This window comes from Nitrospirillum pindoramense (assembly GCF_007827955.1).
Taxonomy (GTDB): Bacteria; Pseudomonadota; Alphaproteobacteria; order Azospirillales; family Azospirillaceae; genus Nitrospirillum; species Nitrospirillum amazonense_B.
The window spans coordinates 320,246-335,354 of sequence record NZ_VITR01000003.1 but is presented as its reverse complement, the minus strand read 5'-3'; the positions used below and the strand labels follow the sequence as shown (position 1 = coordinate 335,354).

The following is a 15,109-nucleotide window of genomic DNA, read 5'->3' as shown; positions in this document are numbered from 1 at the left end:
GTGGTTTCCCCATTTGGGGAAGGAGTGCGGCGTGGACGGCGTTGCCCTCGCCGCACCCTGTCATCAATCCAGCTTGTAGGCGCGCTTGGGCAGGCGGTAGGCCAGGTCCACCACCACCTCCGCCGCGTCGTCCTCGTCGATGCGGTGTTCCGCCACCAGGCGCGCCAGGAAGGCGCAGTCCACCCGGCGGGCCACGTCGTGGCGGGCGGGAATGGACAGGAAGGCGCGGGTATCGTCGTTGAAGCCCACGGTGTTGTAGAAGCCCGCCGTTTCCGTCGTCTGCTCGCGGAACCGCATCATCCCCTCCGGGCTGTCGTGGAACCACCAGGCGGGGCCCAGCTTCAGCACCGGGTAATGCCCAGCCAGCGGCGCCAGTTCGCGCGCGTAGACCGTCTCATCCAGGGTGAACAGGATGACGGACAGGCGGGGGTCGTTGCCGTAGCGGTCCAGCAGCGGCTTCAGCGCGTTAACGTATTCGGTGCGCAGCGGGATGTCGGCGCCCTTGTCGCGGCCATAGCGCTGGAAGATCTGGTGGTTATGGTTGCGGAAGGAACCGGGGTGGATCTGCATGACCAGTCCGTCTTCCAGGCTCATGCCCGCCATCTCGGTCAGCATCTGGGCGCGGAACAGCTCGGCATCCGCGGCGGTGAAGGTACCCTTCACCACGCGGGCGAACAGGGCCTCGGCCTCGGCCGGCGACAGGTCGGCGGTGGCGGCGGTGACATGGCCATGGTCGCTGCTGGTGGCGCCCACGGCCTTGAAGTCGATGCGACGTTTGCGGTGCGCATCGAGATAGCCCCGCCAGTTGTACACGTCCTCCCCGGTAATGGCGGCGAACCGCTCCATGGCCGGGCGGAAGTTCTCATGCTCGGGATCGATGACCGCGTCCGGGCGATAGGCGGTGATGACCTTGCCCTTCCAGCCGCTGTCGCGGATAGCCTCATGGTGGGCCAGCGTGTCCACCGGGCTTTCCGTAGTGGCGATGACCTCGATGTTGAAGCGCTCGAACAGGGCGCGGGGGCGGAATTCCTCCGTCGCCAGCTTGGCGGTGATGGTGTCGAAGTACAGGTCGGCGGTCTCGGCGCTGAGCTTCACATCCAGCCCGAAGACCTGGGTGAAGACATGGTTCAGCCAGGTGGAGGACGGCGTGCCCCGGAACAGGTGGAAATTATTGGCCAGCAGGCGCCAAGCCTCGCGCGGGTCGACATCCGGGGCCGGTTGGCCAGCCGCCGGGATGCCCAGCTGCTCCAACGTCACGCCCTGGCTGTAGAGCATACGGTAAAGATAGTGGTCGGGTTGCAGCAGCAGGGCGGTGGCGTTGGGAAACGCCTCGTTACCGGCGAACCATGACGGGTCGGTGTGGCCATGCGGGCTGATGATGGGCAGCCCCTTCACCAGGGCGTACAGGCGCCGGGCGATGGTGCGGACCGCCGGATCGGCGGGAAACAGGCGATCGTCATGCAGGGTCAGGTGCTGGGCCATTGGGGCCTTCCTTCACTATCCGCCAAAACGCGGCAACCGTTGTTGCAGGAACGGCGTCCGGATGTCCGGTGGGCCGCTCTCCTCCCGCCCCATTTGGTAGCGATCTTGGTAACCGGTGTCAATTTCGCATCGCACGTCGCGGGGTGAAATCCACCTTGGGGGGATCAGCCCCGGGGCGGAACGGAGGATTCGCGCACCACCATGCGGCTGACGACGCCGGTGGCGGTGTGCCCCTCCTGCTCATCGCTGGAAATGCGGATGATCAGCTTTTCCGCCGCCAGGCGCCCCAGATCCTTGGCCGGCAGGCGCACGGTGGTCAGCGAGGGCCACAAGCGGGTGGCGATGGGGCTGTCGTCGAACCCCACGATGGTCAGGTCACGGGGAATGCTGATGCCCAGGCGCTGCGCCGTCTTGTAGACGCCGGCCGCCATCTCGTCGTTGCTGGCGAAAATGGCGGTGGGCCGAGGCTCCCGCGTCAGCAGGCGGGTGGCGCAGACTTCACCCGACTCGAAGGTATAGGACCCCTCCTCCACCATCTCGGAGCGCAGGGCGATGCCATGCTTCTTCAGGGTACCGACGAAGCTTTCCCGGCGTTCATGGGCGGAGCGGTGGCGCGATGGACCGGCAATGAAACCGATGTCGCGATGCCCCAAGGCCGCCAGATGCTCCGCCACCTCCGCCGCCCCCTGGCGGTCATTGTAGACCACCATGTTGGCCGCCTCGTCCAGGGAGACGGCCGAGAGGCGCACATAGCGACAGCCCAGGTCGCGCAGCACCTCGACCAACTGCGGGTTTTCCGATGCCGGCGGCACGACGATCACGCCATCCAGGTTCTGCCGCTGCACGAACTGCTTGGCGTCGTTCAGGAAATGCGGGCTTTTCTGGTCGCAGGGATGCACCACCAACTCGAACCCCGCCAGGCGGCAGGCGGCCAGAACCCCTTCCTGGATGTTGACGATGAACTGGGCGTTGGGGTTGTCATAGACCAGCCCCAGCAGGAAGGACCGCTGGAACGCCAGGCCCCGCGCCTGGGGGCTGGGCACGTAACCGATCTGCTCGATGATGCCATTGATGATGGTGCGCGTCTCTTCGTTGACGAAGGGCGACTGGTTGATGACCCGCGACACCGTCTTCTTGGACACATGCGCCAGCCGGGCCACGTCATTGATGGTGGGCGGCCGATCCAGGGTCCATGTCACGGTTTCGACGGCCAGGGTCTGGATGCTGGCGGCGCGACCGCGCCGGGCCCGTGATTTTGGCGGCGTGTCCTGTGTCATGTCTTGGCTGCTTCTCGTTCTTCTTGTCAGGACTTCCGTCGAAGGTCCGTTCCTCTTCCTAGCATGCCGCGTCCCGGCCGCCGTCACAAAAGGGATTTGCGGGTGACGGGACCGGAACTCCCTCTACCCACCCCGGCCGCCCCCGGGCGTCATTCCGCCGCACCCCCGAAACTGCCCCCTTGCCCCATTAGGAAACCGGTGTCATTTATTGGACCGACGGACTGGGGTCTAGCGCGCTTGACGCGCCCTGCCCCACCATCGCCATAACAAACATGTGGGAGGATAGACCCGTGATCAAACGTATCCTGGCGACGACCGCGCTCGCGGCTGTGCTGGCCGCCGGCACGGCCACCGCCGCCGACAAGGCGGACGCGCTGGCCTTTCCCGGTGCCCAGGGCTGGGCGGCGCACACGCCCGGCGGACGCGGCGGCAAGATCATCAAGGTCACCAACCTGAACAGCGAGGGGCCCGGCTCCTTCCGCGAGGCCATCGAGGCCAAGGGCCCGCGCATCATCGTGTTCGAGGTCGGCGGCGTCATCGACCTGAACCAGAAGACCATCAAGGTGATGGAGCCGTTCGTGACCATCGCCGGGCAGACGGCCCCCTCCCCCGGCATCACGCTGATCCGGGGCGGTATGGACATCGGCGCCCATGATGTGGTCATGCAGCATATCCGCATCCGCGTGGGTGACGCGGGCGCACCCAAGAAAAGCGGGTGGGAGGAGGACGCCGTCAGCACCGTGGGGGCGGCCTACAACGTCATCGTGGACCATTGCAGCCTGACCTGGGCGACGGACGAGAACCTGTCAGCCTCCGGCCCCCGCTTCAAGGGCGACACGCCGGACGAATGGCGGCAGAACACCTCCCACCGCATCACCTATTCCAACAACATCATCGCGGAGGGGTTGGCTCGCGCCACCCATATGAAGATCGAGCATTCCAAGGGCTCGCTCATCCACGACAACGTCACCGACATCCTGATCGTCGGCAACCTCTACGCCCACAATGTGGAGCGCAGCCCCCTGTTCAAGGGCGGCGTCCATGGCGTCATCGTCAACAACCTGATCTATGACCCCGGCCAGCGGGCGGTCCACTACAACCTGCAGGCCGAGGAATGGGGCGACCATCCCTACCAGGTCGGCCAGATGGCGGCGGTGGGCAACGTGCTGCGCGCCGGCCCCTCCACCCCCACGCCGCTAGCCTTCCTGGAAATCGGCGGCTATGGCGACCTGGAATACTACGGCAAGGACAACATCGCCGTGGACCGGGCGGGCGGGCCCCTGCCCCTGATGGGCCGCTACACCACCTCTGCCGCCAAGGTCATCGAGATGGACAAGGCGCCGCTGTGGCCGGAGGGCCTGACGCCGCTGCCGGCGGTGGACGTGCAGAAGTCCGTGCTGCACAACGCTGGCGCCCGCCCCTGGGACCGGGATTACGACGACGTCCGCCTGCTGGCTGACGTGGCGGAAGGCCGGGGCGAAATCATCAACAGCCAGGACGACATCCACGGCTATCCCACCGAGAAGCCCAACACCCGGCCCTTCAACCCGGCCGACTGGAACCTGGACGACATGACGCCGCGCACGGCCACAGCGCTGGACGCCAAGTCCAAGGCCAGGGGCACCTGAGGCGGCCACCCCTACGACAAAGGGCGGCCTCGCGAGGCCGCCCTTTTTCTTTGACCGGAAACCGGCTCACTTCTTCGGCTGTTCCGCCGGCTTGGCCTCATCGGGCTTGGCCCCGTCGGCGGGCGCCGCGGCGGGCTTCGGCGCCGGCGGGGGGCCCAGGCTTTGCAGGGCGGCCGCCAAGCCATCAAGTTGCACCGGCACGTCCATGGGGCTCTTGTCCGGCTTGGCATAGCGCACCATCAGCACCTTGCCGCTGGTGAACTGCTTCAGCACCTCCTGGTCCAGGTTGGCCGAAGCGATGCAGCCGCCGGCCTGGCACAGCGTCAGCGGCAGAGCGATGGGCTTGGCGCCATCCAGGGTCAGTTGCAGACCCGGCTGCACCGGCGTGCCCAGGGGCACGGTGATGGCCAGCACAGGCTTGCCATCCGTCGACATGTAACCGATCTGGACATGCAGGACGATGGCGTTGGCGGGGTTGGCGATGGCGAACTGCTCGACAAAGCAGACGTCGTCGCCGCCGGCCCCCTTGGCGCAATTCTTGGCCCACGGCGGTCCCGCCGGCTTCTGCGCCCCCGCGCTAGCCGATTTGGCGCCGCTGGCCTTGTGGTGCTGGTACAGCATGATGCCGCCCACCGTCAGCAGCCCGAGCAGGAACAGCAGGCCGATCACGATCAGGGGGGTGCGCGAACCGCCGACGACGACGGTGGGGCGGGCCGACGCGGGGTCCTCTTTATGGGTCATGGGTATGCTTTTTCTGTTATGGGCGCGACGCCGCCGGGTAAGGCCGCGATAAGGCGGGAATTGTTGGGACATCCCGGCGGCGCGGTCAACCTCTCCCGCCTCGCCCCCGGGACGCGGGGCCCCCTGGACGGCGGCACGGCGGCCGCGCGCCTGGGCAGCCCCCGCACCAGGCCATCACACCGTCAGAATTGATCAGCAACCGGATGCCGCCGCCGTCATCTTGAAGATGCCCTGGGCATTGCCGCTGTCGAATCGCAAATCCAGCCCGCGCGCCGCTTCGATCCCGCCGGTTTCCGATTTCAGGGGATCGCGGGAAATGAACTCGTAGAACGACCCCGGCACGACGCGGCTGGTCAGATTACCCCGGGCGTCGATGAAGGGGCGTTCCACCATCGCGGCGCGCAAGGCCGTCTGGCGCACCGTGCCGTCGCGCGACACCTCCACCTTGGGCTTCATCTCATAGCCCCGGGCCTTGAGGTCATCGGCCAGCGCCTCGACATCGGGCACCCGGTCAGTGGCGTGGTTGAAGCGGTTGCCCTCGGTGGCGATCCAGGCCAATTCCGCCGATTCCGCCAACAGAGTCTCATACTGCGCCAGGGTCGGCACGGGATGATGGCGGTCGAACAGGCGCAGCAACTCGCCCACCAGGGCCGTCGCCTCGTCCAGCGTCAGCGTGCCGCCACCGCCCAGCCGGTCCAGCAGGCCCTTGGCGTCGGCGGCCAAGGGATCGTCCTTCACCTGGAACACCTCCAGCGCCGCCGCCTGCACCTCGGGCGAAAAGCGGTCGGGGAAGATTTCGCTGACGAAGAACTGGGCGATATCCTCCGGATAGTCGCGGTGGGTGTAGGCGTAGCCCATCATGCGCAGCCGCTCCAGCGGATAGGTCCCGCCGACATGATAGCCCAGCGGCTCCAGCACCCGGGCGAAGGCGGCGTGGCCCGGCGGCAGCGCCCCCAGACCAGGGGCGTTCACCGTGCGCAGGGCGCCGTGGTCGAACACCATGCGACCGCCCTGCTCCCGCACATAGCGGGCGCCTTCCGGCACCTCGCGCAACAGGCCACGGAACAGCTGCATGGTCAGGGCCTGGGCCACCACCGCGCGCGGCACGGCGTCGCCATGGTCGGCCAGGAAGGCGGGATGCAGCGCCAGCATCTCCATGAGCCGGCCGGCTTCGTCATTGCCGACCAGGGCCTGGGCGATCTTCTGAACGGTGGGCGTCTTCATGGGACCGTCCCTCTTCAACCGATATCGAACTGCACGCCCTGAGCGAGCGGCAGCGATCTTGAATAGTTGATGGTGTTGGTGGCCCGCCGCATATAGGCCTTCCAACTGTCGGAACCGGCCTCGCGCCCGCCGCCGGTGTCCTTTTCGCCGCCGAAGGCACCGCCGATCTCGGCACCCGAGGGGCCCAAATTGACGTTGGCGATACCGCAGTCGGAGCCGGCGGCGCTGATGAAGGTTTCCGCCTCGCGCATGTCGGTGGTGAAGATGCTGGACGCCAGCCCCTGGGGCACGCCGTTCTGCAGGGCGATGGCCTGGTCCAGATCACGGTAGCGCACGACATAGAGGATGGGGGCGAAGGTTTCCTCCAGCATGGGCCCCGCCTGGTCCGGCATGGTCACCAACGCCGGGCGGACATAATAGGCGTCGCCTGAGCCCACATCCACCCGCTCGCCGCCGATCACGGTGCCGCCGGCGGCCTTGGCGGCGGCCAGCGCCGTGACCATGGCCTCGTAGGAGGTTTTGTCGATCAGCGGGCCCACCAGGGTGCCGGCCTCCCGTGGGTCGCCCACCTTGACACTGCGGTAGGCGGCGGCCAGCCGGTCCAGCAGGCGGTCGGCCACGGCCTCGTGCACGATCAGGCGGCGCAGGGTGGTGCAGCGCTGGCCGGCCGTGCCCATGGCGGCAAAGGCGATGCCGCGCACCGCCAGTTCCAGGTCGGCCGAGGGGGCCACGATGGCGGCGTTGTTGCCGCCCAACTCCAGGATGGCGCGGGCGAAGCGTGCCGCCAAGCGCGGCGCCACCGCCCGGCCCATGCGGGTGGAGCCGGTGGCCGACACCAGCGGCACCAGCGGATGGTCCACCAGCGCCTGCCCCACATCGGCGTGCCCCTGGGCCAGGATGGACAAACCATCGGGCGCGGAACCGAACTTGGCGGCGGCGCGATCAAAGGCCGCCTGCACGGCGATGGCGGTCAGCGGCGTCTTTTCCGACGGCTTCCAGACGACGCTGTTGCCGCAGACCAGGGCCAGGGCGGCGTTCCACGACCACACCGCCACGGGGAAGTTGAAGGCGCTGATGACTCCGCAGACACCCAGCGGGTGCCAGGTTTCCATGAGGCGGTGGCCCGGCCGCTCCGTCGCGATGGTCAGGCCGTAAAGCTGGCGGGACAGGCCGACGGCGAAGTCGCAGATGTCGATCATCTCCTGCACTTCACCCAGTCCCTCGGACAGGATCTTGCCGGCCTCCAAGGTGACCAGCAGGCCCAGGTCGCCGCGCACCGCACGCAACTCCTCACCCAGCAGGCGTACCAATTCGCCGCGGCGGGGGGCTGGCACCAGCCGCCACTCCAGGTGGGCGGCATGCGCCTTGCGAACCAGCGCGTCAACGTCGGCGGCGGTCAGGGCCTTCACCCGGCCAGCCTCGGCGCCATCGATGGGGCTGCGCGCCACGATATCGCCACCCGCAAGCACGGCCCGGTCCACGCCCAGCCGGTCCAGCACCGCCAGAATGTCACCCTGGGTTTCGCCCACTGCCGTCATCGCTTCTTCCCTCATGTTGCTTTTGGTAAACGGCTGGACCAATCAGGCGACGCGCGCCACCACCTGGTCCACCGGGTTCGCCCCCTGATAGGCGCGGCCGAAGCGGTTGGCCAGGAAATCGTCCAGGGCGATGTCCTCCTGGCGGATGAAGCCGTGCGACGGCAGGCGGCCATCGGCCAGCATGTCCAGCACGGCGCAGATGCCGGCGGCGGTGGTCGTCTGGATGGCGGTGCGCTGGCGGCCATGGGCATAGTCGCCGAACACGCGGCTGGAATAGCTTTCCTGGGTCAACTGGCCGTCCAGCATGCCGCTGACGGTGACGAAGATGACCACCACATCCTGCAGGGTGGCGGGCAAGGCCCCTTCCAGCACCGTCTTGAACAGGTCGCGCCGGTCGCGCAGGCGCAGGTCGTTCAGCAGGGTCTTCATCAACTGGCAGTGGCCGGGATAGCGGATGGTCTTGTAGTTCAGGGTGCGCACCCGGCCCTTCAGCACCTCCGCCAGGCTGCCCAGGCCACCGGAGGTGTTGAACGCTTCATACGGCACGCCGTCCAGCCAGAACTCCTCCCGCTCCTCCAGCGCCGGCACCTCGCGCAGCGTTCCTTCGACGATGGCCTCGCAGGGCTCGCAATACTCATTGATGACGCCGTCGGTGCTCCAGGTCAGGTTGTAGCCCAGCGAGTTGCTGGCGTAGCGCGGCAGGGCGCCGACGCGCAGGCGCACGGCTTCCAGCGTGTCGAACTTCTTGGCCAGGCTGCCGGCGACGACGGAGATGAAGCCGGGCGCCAGCCCGCACTGGGGGATGAAGGCGTTGGGGGCGTTGGCCGCCAGTTCCTTCACCCGCCGGGTGGTGGCCACGTCCTCCGTCAGGTCCAGGTAATGGCAACGGGCGAGGGCCGCCGCCTCCGCCACCTTGATGGTCAGGTGATAGGGGGCGGCGCTCAGCACGGCGTAGGCGCCGGTCAGCGCCTCGGTCAGGGCGGCCACGTCGCTGATGTCGACCTCGCGCCGTTCGATGGGCAGGCGCTTGGAGACGCCTTCCAGCGCCTTGGCCGAGCGGTCCAGGATCGTCACCAGGTAATCACCCGATCCCGCCAGGTTCTCCGCGATGATGGACCCGATCTTGCCCGCCCCGACGACCACGATGCGACGCATGTGCGCTCTCCCGTTTTCAAAGTTCCCTGTGAAAACGACTGTCCGGCAAACCCTTGACGGAATGAACAGCCAATGCGACCAATCTGATGCAAATTGGTGGGCAAAATGAACAGTCAGACCGACAATTTTCAACCGGACGACCTGGACATCGCGCTGCTGCGCCTGCTGGAGGCGGACAGCCGCCTGCCCACCGTCACCTTGGCCAAGCGTCTGGGCGTATCCCGCACCACGGTGCAGGCGCGGTTGGAGCGTCTGGTGGCGCGCGGGGTGATCACCGCCTTCACCATCCGGCTGGATGCGGACTACCTCGCCCGCCGCATCCAGGGCCATGTCGCCATCACCCTCCTGCCCAAGGCGGCGCGGCAGGTTGAAACGCGGCTGAAGGCCATGCCCCAGGTGCGCCAGCTTTACGCCGTCAGCGGCCCCTTCGACATGATCGCCGTCGTCTCCACCGAATCCATCGCGGAAATGAACATGGTGATCGACGACATCGGCGCCGTGGACGGGGTGGAACGCACCAACTCCTCCATCATCCTGTCGCAGCGCCTGGCCCGCTGAACCGTCGAGGTTGAGTGGCCTGAGGCTGACTGGCTGAGTCGGTCCGGTTCCCACGCCGGCGCGATGCCCCCTTTTCCGAAGATTGCCTGAAGGCCCTCAATCGCGTGCAAAAATGGCGCGAGTCGTAGGACTTTTATCTATTCCGTTCGATCTAGGCAATTGTGCCGGTAATTATGTTTCCGAATCGTTTCAGATGTGCGCACGACTGTTACAAGGCAGTTACACGTCGCCATGAAACCGGTTCCCGAAGCCATCAATTTTGCGACGCACCATTGACGCCCATAAAATATCCAAAATAACCTTTTCCCGTTGGTCCTGGCACAAGGGGGACACGACTCAAAAAGAGATTTGTCTGGTTGGGGCCAGCAATATCAACAATCTCCAGAACAGCGGGGAAATCCATGGGCATGCCAAAATATGGGCGGCGCGCATTGCTGCTGTCATCGACCATGCTTGTCGGCGCCTTGGCGGCGGCAAATAATGCTGCGGCGCAACAAGCGGCCAACGCCAGCACCGACATGCAGGAAATCGTCGTCACCGGATCGCGCATCAAACAGGCGGCGAACCTGACCAGCGACAGCCCGCTGACCACGGTGGACAGCGTGGAGATGAAGCTGCAGGGCACGACCAACGTCGAAACGATGCTGAACAACCTGCCCGGCATCACGGCGGCCCAGACCAACGCGCAGTCCAACGGCGCCACCGGCACCGCCACCATCAACCTGCGCAATCTGGGCGAAGCCCGCACCCTGGTGCTGATCGACGGACGCCGCATGCCGTTGGGCGATCCGACCTACCCCTACGCCGACGTGAACTTCATCCCCGGCGCCTTGGTGGAAAGCGTGGACGTGGTCACGGGCGGCGCCTCGGCCGTCTATGGTTCCGATGCCGTGGCCGGCGTCGTGAACTTCAAGATGAAGCGCGACTTCGAGGGCGTGAAGGTCGACTACCAATTCTCCGCCGCCCAGCACGGCAACGAGAACGGCGACGCCCAGAAGGTCCTTAAAAATTCCAGCTATCCCGTCACCATCCCGGGCGACCGCTTCGATGGCTTCGTCCGCGACAGCTCCTTCGTGATCGGCGCCAACGCCCCCAACAACAAGGGCAACGTCACCGCCTACGCCACCTACCGCTGGACCGAGCCCGTCACCCAGGCGACGCGCGACTGGTCGGCCTGCACCATGGCGACCACCAGCAGCGACGAGAGCGCCCTGGCCACCCAGGATAACCAGCGTTACTGCTCCGGCTCGTCCAACAGCGCCTACGGCCGACTACGCACCAATGGCTCGGGCACCGGCTATTCGCTGAACCCCGACGGATCGGCGTCCTTTGTCAAATACAACGGCGGCCTGGCCTTCAACTACGGCCCCTACAACTACATCCAGCGCCAGGACGAGCGTTACACCGGCGGCGCCTTCGCCCATTACGAGATCAATCCGGCGTTCGATGTCTACACCGACTTCATGTTCATGTCGGACCACACCAAGGCGCAGATCGCCCCGTCCGGCTTCTTCAGCGGAACGACCTATTCCATCAACTGCGACAACCCGCTGATGTCGGCGTCCGAGGCGACGACGCTGTGCGGCGCCAACGCCGGCAGCAGCAGCGCCGATTGGAAGGGCTATATCGGCTACCGCTTCACCGACAACAACGCCCCGCGTTACGACGACCTGCGGCACACCGATTACCGCTATGTCATCGGCACCAAGGGTGACCTGGGCGGCGGCTGGTCCTACGACGTTTACGCCCAGCATTCGGCGGTGATCTACAACGAGACCTATCAGAACGACGTTTCCATCACCAAGCTGCAGAACGCCTTGCAGGTGAAGAACGTCAATGGCGTCGCCACCTGCGAGTCCGTCATCAACGGCACGGACTCGAGCTGCGTGCCCATCAACATCTTCCAATTGGGCAAGATCAGCAGCGCCGCCTACAACTACGTTTACACCACCAGCTTCAAGGAAGGCTCCACCACCCAGGACATCGTCAGCGGCTCCGTCTCCGGCGACTTCGGAGCCTGGGGCGTGAAAAGCCCCTTCGCCAAGGACCCGGTGGCCGTGGCCTTCGGCAGCGAATGGCGGCGCGACGCCATCGACCTGAAATACAGCGAGAACGTCCTGTCCGGCGACCTGTCCGGTTCTGGCGCCGGCACCACGCAGCCGGCGGTGGGCGCCACCGAGGTGAAGGACATCTTCGGCGAATTGCGCCTGCCCCTGGTCAGCGACAAGCCGTTCATCAAGGACCTGTCCGTCGACGCCGGCTATCGCTGGTCGGACTACAACCTGGCGGGCAAGGCCAACACCTACAAGGCCAGCCTGAACTACGCCCCCGTCACCGACGTGGCCTTCCGCGGCGGCTACAACCACGCCGTCCGCGCGCCCAACATCATCGAGCTGTTCCAGACCAGCACCTCGGGCATCGGCGGCGCGCTGGACCCCTGCTCCGGTTCCAACCCGTCGGCGTCGCTGGCCCAGTGCGGCCGCACCGGTGTCTCGGCGGCCCAATACGGCAACATCTCCGACTGCACCGCCGTCGACGGCTGCAACACGCTGAGCGGCGGCAACAAGGCGCTGAAGCCGGAAACGGCGGACACCTACACCGCCGGCTTCGTCTTCACGCCGACCTTCGTGCCCAACTTCGCGGCCACGGTCGACTACTACAACATCAAGATCGAGAACCTGATCGGCACGGTGCCGACCTCGCAGATCATGTCGCAGTGCCTGAACACCGGCAATTCATACTACTGCGACCTGATCCACCGTGGGGCGGCCGGCAGCCTGAACTCCAGCGACGGCTATTACATCACCACCGACATCAACGCCGGCTATCGCCAGCAGGCGGGCGTGGACGTCTCCGGCACCTATCGCCAGGACCTGGAGGATTTCGGGGTCAAGGACCTGGGCGCCGTGACCCTGAAGTTCATCGGCTCCTGGACGCAGTTCAACCGCTACCAGCCGTTGCTGCATGAGGCCAAGTACGACTGCGCCGGCCTGTACGGCAGCACCTGCGGCCAGCCCACGCCGCACTGGCGCCATCAGTTCCGCGTCACCTGGAACACGCCGTGGAACGCCGACCTGTCGGTCAACTGGCGCTATATCGGCGGCAGCAGCCTGGACAACAACAGCACCGACCCCAGCCTGAACGCCAATTCAGGCATCTACGACAACATCGACGGCAAAATCGGGGCCTACAATTACTTCGACCTGGCGGGGACCATCAACCTGATGGACCACTACACGCTGCGGTTCGGCGTCAACAACCTGTTCGACAAGGACCCGCCCATCCAGTCCGCCAACGACGACTATGTCAGCGTGCTGGGCAGCTACGGCAACGGCAACACCTATCCCGGCATCTACGACACCCTGGGCCGCGTGTTCTTCCTGGGCATCACCGCCGATTTCTAAACCGCCGACTTCCTAGACGGCCTATCGTATAATATCGATACGCGGCGGGTCCCTGCCCAGGGGCCCGCCGCTCTCGCTTCCGCTCACCACCCCCTTCCGCTCACCACACCGGCGCCGCCTCATGACCAATGGCCAGTCCCCCTTTTCCATCCCCGTCCCGCGAGCCGCCTCCGCCGCCCAGAATCAGCGCATCCAATCGCTGATCCAGCAGGCGCTGACGTTCCAGACGCGGGGTCAATTGCATGAGGCGGAGCAGATCCTGCGCCAAGTGCTGGCGTTGGACGCCACTGAGCCGGACGCGCTGCAACTCCTGGGGCTGATCGCCAAGCGTCACGGGGATTTGGACCAGGCGGAGCAGTTGCTGCGCCGGTCGCTGGCCGTGAACAGCCGGCAGCCCCACGTGAACTACAACCTCGGCAACCTGCTGAAGGACACCGGCCGCCCGTCCCAGGCCCTGCCGTTCTATGAAAAGGCCATCCTGCACAAGTCCGACTATGTCGAGGCGTACAGCAACCGCGCCGAATGCCTGGTGGCGTTGGCGGGACAGGAACCGGCCAACGCGCGGCCGCTGCTGGAGGCCGCCCTGCCCCTGTATCGCCGGGCCTTGCAGTTGCAGCCCGATTACGTGGCGGCCCGCGTGGGTATCGCCGAAGCCTATCTGCAATTGGACGAGCCGGAGCGGGCGGAGGAAGCGCTACGCGCCGGGCTGACCCGGCTGCCCAACGACTTCTACCTGAACAACAGCTTAGGCACGGCCCTGCGCCGCCAGCAGCGTTTCGAGGATGCCGCCCCCTACCTGAGACGCGCGGCCGAGCGCGCGCCGGATCGCTGGCAGATCTGGCTGAACCTGGGCAACACCCTGCTGGCCTTGGGCCAGTTGGATGAGGCCATCACCTGCCTGAAGAAGGTGGTGGTGCTGGACCCCGGCAACTACGCGGCCCAAGCCGCCCTGAACCAGGCGCTGTGGGAAACGGGACAGCACGCGCAACTGCTGAACTCCTACGAATGGGCCAAGGAACGCAAGCCCAACGACCCCGATTTGCTGGAGATGGCGGCGGAGGCCTACATCCTGTTCGGCCGCCACGACGAGGCGGGGGCCAACATCGCCGCCGCCGCCGCCCTGCGTCCGGAGTCCCCCTCGCTGCCCCGCCTGCGCGCCACCCTGCTGCTGGCCCAGGAACGGGTGCCGGAGGCGCTGGAGGTCGCCCTTGACGGCTTGAAAACGGCGCCGGACGACCCGCGGCTGCTGTATCGCACGGCCGAGGCCGCCCTGCGCCTGAACCGCCCGGCCGACGCGCTGGACGCCGCCCGCCGCCTGGGCACCCTGGTGCCGGACAGCCAGTTCGCCGTGGCGTTCGAGGCGACGGCGTATCGCCTGATGGGCCAGCAGGATCCGCGCGGCCTCTATGATTACGACCGCTTCATCCACGCCGTCGACCTGGGCGCACCCGCCGGCTATGCCGACCTGGGCGCCTTCCATGCCGACCTGATGGCGGCGCTGGACCTGCAGCACGTGGCGCGGCACGAACCGATCGAGCAGACCCTGCGCAACGGCACCCAGACGCGCGAAAACCTGTTCACCCGCGCCGGCGCCGCCCCAGCCATCCTGGCCCTGCGCGAGAACGTCCTGGCCGCCGCCCGGCGCTATATCGCCGGCCTGCCGGAGGATGGCACGCATCCCTTCCTGCGCCGCAAGGGCCAGGAACTGCACTGGGCCGGGTCGTGGTCCGCCCGGCTGCGCAGCCAGGGCTATCACACCAACCACATCCACCCCGAGGGGTGGATCAGCGGTTGCTATTACGTGGACATGCCCGACGCGGTCGCGGACGCGGAAGGCAAGCAGGGCTGGATCACCTTCGGCGCCTTCGCCCAGGGCAACGGCGCCACCCTGCCCTGGGAACGGGCCATTCAGCCGCGGCCCGGCCTGCTGGTGCTGTTCCCCAGCTACATGTGGCACGGGACCATTCCCTTCCACGGCGGCCAGACGCGCACGACCGTCGCCTTCGATATCGGCGGGCGCGGCTGAATGACGGAACACGGGGGTGACGGGGCTACGCCCCGCCCCCGGGAGTCGGGATTGCCCATTTTTTGCGCTGCCCAAA

At 66.5% G+C, this 15,109-nt stretch carries 11 protein-coding genes; 4 read left to right on the top strand and 7 right to left on the bottom strand.

Features of this window, described 5'->3' with window-relative positions; translation table 11 throughout:
- Positions 1-63: 63 nt before the first annotated feature.
- Both uxaC and FBZ90_RS06470 read right to left on the bottom strand, forming a co-directional pair.
- A complete protein-coding gene (gene uxaC / locus FBZ90_RS06475; protein WP_145730196.1) occupies positions 64-1,482 on the bottom strand; it encodes a glucuronate isomerase in 1,419 nt (472 codons plus the stop codon).
- A 164-nt stretch (positions 1,483-1,646) separates the two neighbouring features.
- A complete protein-coding gene (locus FBZ90_RS06470) occupies positions 1,647-2,759 on the bottom strand; it encodes a LacI family DNA-binding transcriptional regulator (protein ID WP_246130183.1) in 1,113 nt (370 codons plus the stop codon).
- 290 nt (positions 2,760-3,049) lie between these two features.
- On the opposite strand from FBZ90_RS06470, the gene FBZ90_RS06465 reads away from it, so the two are divergent.
- The gene (locus FBZ90_RS06465; RefSeq protein WP_145730195.1) at positions 3,050-4,387 is read left to right on the top strand and encodes a pectate lyase family protein; all 1,338 of its coding nucleotides are present in this window, start codon (positions 3,050-3,052) and stop codon (positions 4,385-4,387) included.
- 66 nt (positions 4,388-4,453) lie between these two features.
- Here FBZ90_RS06465 and FBZ90_RS06460 read toward each other — a convergent pair whose 3' ends face one another.
- From FBZ90_RS06460 to FBZ90_RS06445, 4 genes are all read right to left on the bottom strand, one after another.
- Entirely contained in the window at positions 4,454-5,128 is a 675-nt protein-coding gene (locus FBZ90_RS06460) for an invasion associated locus B family protein (RefSeq protein ID WP_145730194.1), read from the bottom strand.
- A 192-nt stretch (positions 5,129-5,320) separates the two neighbouring features.
- The gene (locus tag FBZ90_RS06455) at positions 5,321-6,352 is read right to left on the bottom strand and encodes a 2-oxoadipate dioxygenase/decarboxylase family protein (protein WP_145730193.1); all 1,032 of its coding nucleotides are present in this window, start codon (positions 6,350-6,352) and stop codon (positions 5,321-5,323) included.
- Between the two features lie 14 nt (positions 6,353-6,366).
- The gene (gene amaB / locus FBZ90_RS06450) at positions 6,367-7,890 is read right to left on the bottom strand and encodes an L-piperidine-6-carboxylate dehydrogenase (RefSeq protein WP_211101921.1); all 1,524 of its coding nucleotides are present in this window, start codon (positions 7,888-7,890) and stop codon (positions 6,367-6,369) included.
- Positions 7,891-7,932: 42 nt separating this feature from the next.
- A complete protein-coding gene (locus tag FBZ90_RS06445) occupies positions 7,933-9,045 on the bottom strand; it encodes a saccharopine dehydrogenase family protein (RefSeq protein WP_145730191.1) in 1,113 nt (370 codons plus the stop codon).
- 105 nt (positions 9,046-9,150) lie between these two features.
- Here FBZ90_RS06445 and FBZ90_RS06440 point away from each other — a divergent pair, with 105 nt between their 5' ends.
- Positions 9,151-9,603 carry an Lrp/AsnC family transcriptional regulator gene (locus FBZ90_RS06440; protein WP_145730190.1) on the top strand — a complete coding sequence of 151 codons (453 nt, stop codon included), beginning with the start codon at positions 9,151-9,153 and terminating at the stop codon, positions 9,601-9,603.
- A gap of 253 nt (positions 9,604-9,856) precedes the next feature.
- Here FBZ90_RS06440 and FBZ90_RS27785 read toward each other — a convergent pair whose 3' ends face one another.
- A complete protein-coding gene (locus FBZ90_RS27785) occupies positions 9,857-10,054 on the bottom strand; it encodes a hypothetical protein (RefSeq protein WP_186455656.1) in 198 nt (65 codons plus the stop codon).
- Here FBZ90_RS27785 and FBZ90_RS06435 point away from each other — a divergent pair.
- A complete protein-coding gene (locus tag FBZ90_RS06435) occupies positions 10,053-13,007 on the top strand; it encodes a TonB-dependent receptor domain-containing protein (protein WP_246130182.1) in 2,955 nt (984 codons plus the stop codon). The genes FBZ90_RS27785 and FBZ90_RS06435 overlap by 2 nt on opposite strands.
- A gap of 121 nt (positions 13,008-13,128) precedes the next feature.
- Positions 13,129-15,033 carry a tetratricopeptide repeat protein gene (locus FBZ90_RS06430; RefSeq protein WP_145730188.1) on the top strand — a complete coding sequence of 635 codons (1,905 nt, stop codon included), beginning with the start codon at positions 13,129-13,131 and terminating at the stop codon, positions 15,031-15,033.
- Positions 15,034-15,109: the final 76 nt, after the last annotated feature.